Annotated in this window: 2 protein-coding genes and 1 pseudogene; all 3 read left to right on the top strand. The window is 72.2% G+C overall.

The genetic code is table 11. The features are described 5' to 3' along the window. A pseudogene (locus ACIWVC_RS32610) lies at positions 1-742 on the top strand (AMP-binding protein); the annotation flags it as partial. A gap of 168 nt (positions 743-910) precedes the next feature. Beyond that, positions 911-1,534 (top strand): RNA polymerase sigma factor SigM, encoded by a 624-nt coding sequence (sigM, locus tag ACIWVC_RS32605; protein WP_396452468.1) that lies wholly within the window; start codon positions 911-913, stop codon positions 1,532-1,534. Further along, the gene (locus ACIWVC_RS32600; protein WP_396452470.1) at positions 1,531-2,298 is read left to right on the top strand and encodes an anti-sigma factor family protein; all 768 of its coding nucleotides are present in this window, start codon (positions 1,531-1,533) and stop codon (positions 2,296-2,298) included. The genes sigM and ACIWVC_RS32600 overlap by 4 nt, the downstream gene beginning before the upstream one ends. The last annotated feature ends 285 nt before the right edge of the window (positions 2,299-2,583 follow it).

The raw sequence follows: 2,583 nt of genomic DNA, 5'->3' as shown, positions 1-2,583 counted from the left end.
GCAGCCGCAGCCGCGGCGGCGGCCCGCGCCCGAGCAGCCGGCGCCGTCGCACGTCCCGCCGCCGCGCGCCCGGCACGGCGCGCCTCCCCCGCCGTCCACGTCGACCCGCACCGCGCCGGCGCAGGGCGCACCGAAGCGTCCCGCGAACCGGGCGCTGATCGGCGTCGCCGCGGCCGCGCTGACCGTCATCGTCGGCATCGGCGCCTGGGCGCTCACCGGCAACGGCGGCGGCGAGCCCAAGGACGGCGGCGTCACCGACAAGTCCAAGACCAGCGCGCCGCCCCAGCCGACCGTCGTGAAGCTCCAGGCTGCCGGCGCGACCGCCGTCCAGGACTCCAAGCCCGACCACCAGGACACCTCGATCTCCAAGGACGTCGGCTCCGTCATCGACGGCAAGCCGAGCGGCCGCTGGGAGACCCAGCGGTACGCCGACTCCGGCTTCGGCAACTACTCCAAGGGCCTCGGCGTCCTGCTCGACATGGGCAAGCCCGTCACCGTGGCCAGCGTCAAGATCTACTCGCCGGTGACCGGCGGGATGCTGCAGGTCCGGGTCGGGGACTCGCAATCCCCCGGCGATCTGAAGCGCGTCGGCCAGCAGCCCGCCAACGGAGGCGAGCTGACCATCACCGCCTCACCGCGGGCCACGGGGCAGTACGTCCTCGTCTGGTTCACCTCGCTGCCCTCGTCGCCCCTCCCCAAGGGCAGGCTCGGCGAGGTCACGGTCTACGGCACAACCGGCTGACCTTCGTCCACAGGGTGGACAAGGGCTGTGACGTGGAGTTGCTCTTGTCTGTATCGTGCCTGTGAGCAGAATGTCCCCTCGCCCCCAGGAACCTGTGGTGCAATCCCCAGCAGCCGGTCGTGGACGTCCGGCGCCGAACGGGCGTCCCGAACGAGAAAGCGGTCGCTCATGACGTCGGTGAGCATGCATCGCGTCGGCGAGGTGCCCGACAAGGAACTCCTCGCCCGCCACGCCCAGGGGGACCCGCACGCGTTCGCCGAACTGGTCCACCGGCACCGCGACCGCATGTGGGCGGTCGCGCTGCGCACCCTCGGCGACCCGGAGGAGGCGGCCGACGCGCTGCAGGACGCGTGTCTTTCGGCGTTCCGCGCGGCCGGGCGGTTCCGCGGGGACGCCGCCGTCACCACCTGGCTGCACCGCATCGTGGTGAACGCGTGCCTCGACCGCATCAGGCGCAAGTCCGTCCGGCCGGCGACGCCGATGGGCGACGACGCGACCTTCGACGCCGTCGCGCCGAAGATGCCCGACCCGACGGACGCGCACGGCGTCTCCCTCGACGTCCGCACCGCGCTGGAGCAGCTTCCGTTCGAGCAGCGCGCCGCCCTCGTCCTCGTCGACATGATGGGCTACTCCGTCGACGACGCCGCGCGGGTCATGGAGGTCCCCGCGGGCACGATCAAGAGCCGCTGCGCGCGTGGACGCGCCCGGCTCGCGCCGCTTCTCACCCACCACCGGAACCGACGGGATCGCAAAAACGTCGGAGGTGTGGAAGGAGGTGGCATGCCCAAGTGAACCCCGCACACTACGACTACGACGTCCTGGCCGACTTGGCCGAGGGACTGCTCGAAGACGACGAAGCCGCCTCCGTCAACGCGCACCTGGATACCTGCGCCGAATGCCGTGAGCTGTCCGCCGACCTTGCGGACGTCTCCCGGATCCTGGCGGAGGCACCCGTACCGTCCATGCCCGCCGAGCTGGCCGAGCGCATCGACACCGCCATCGCCGCGGAGTCGATGCACAAAGCCACCGTGGTGAGCATGGAGCAGCGGCGCGGAAGGCGGCATTGGCGGATTCTGTCGGCCGCGGCGGCGGCGGTCATCGTCGTCGGCGGCGGCGCGACGGTCGGCACGATGGCATTGGACGGCGTGAACGGCGACCACGGACAGGCCTCGGCTCCCGCACAGGATAATCCCGACCAATCCGGTTCAGAAAAGGGGATGGGGCCGAACGCCGCGCCGGCCGCGGCTTTCACGGTCGCCCGCAGCGGCACCGACTACCGCGCCGGCACCCTCGGCTCCCAGGTGGACCGGCTGCTCGCCGACGGGCAGAAGCTGCGGGCCGCGTCCGGCCCGCCGTCCGCGCAGCTCAGGGGATGCGTCAACGGCGTCACCCGCGGCCGGACGCCCGCCCTCGTCGACGCGGCGAAGTACGAGGGGACCGCCGCGACCGTCATCGCCGTCCCCGGCGACCACTCCGGCAAGTGGAACATCTGGGTCGTGGGAACCGACTGCTCCGCGCAGAACCAGCACGTCCTGAAGACGCTGAAGAACGCCTGACGCGAGCCCCGCCGTTCTCGGGCCCACCCCCGAGAACGGCCCCACCAAACCCCAAGCCGAGCACCATGGCCTCCCCAGGCCACACGCCGACGGCCACCAGCACGCCCGGCCATCCAGCGCATTGAACAAGCGGCCACCCGAATGCCGCTCTCCGGTGAACCTGCCCCGCCGGCAGCCCGACCCCGCCGGCCTGATCAGTGAAGTGCCGGACGGGAACCGGGGTGGCGACCTATGGCCAGCCGGCGGGTCGCGCCGCCCGCCTGCGCCATCACCGCACTCAACGCC

Source organism: Actinomadura sp., from assembly GCF_044508335.1.
Classification (GTDB): Bacteria; Actinomycetota; Actinomycetes; order Streptosporangiales; family Streptosporangiaceae; genus Spirillospora.
Note: the sequence above shows the minus strand (reverse complement) of the source record. Positions and strands in the feature narration are given on the sequence as shown.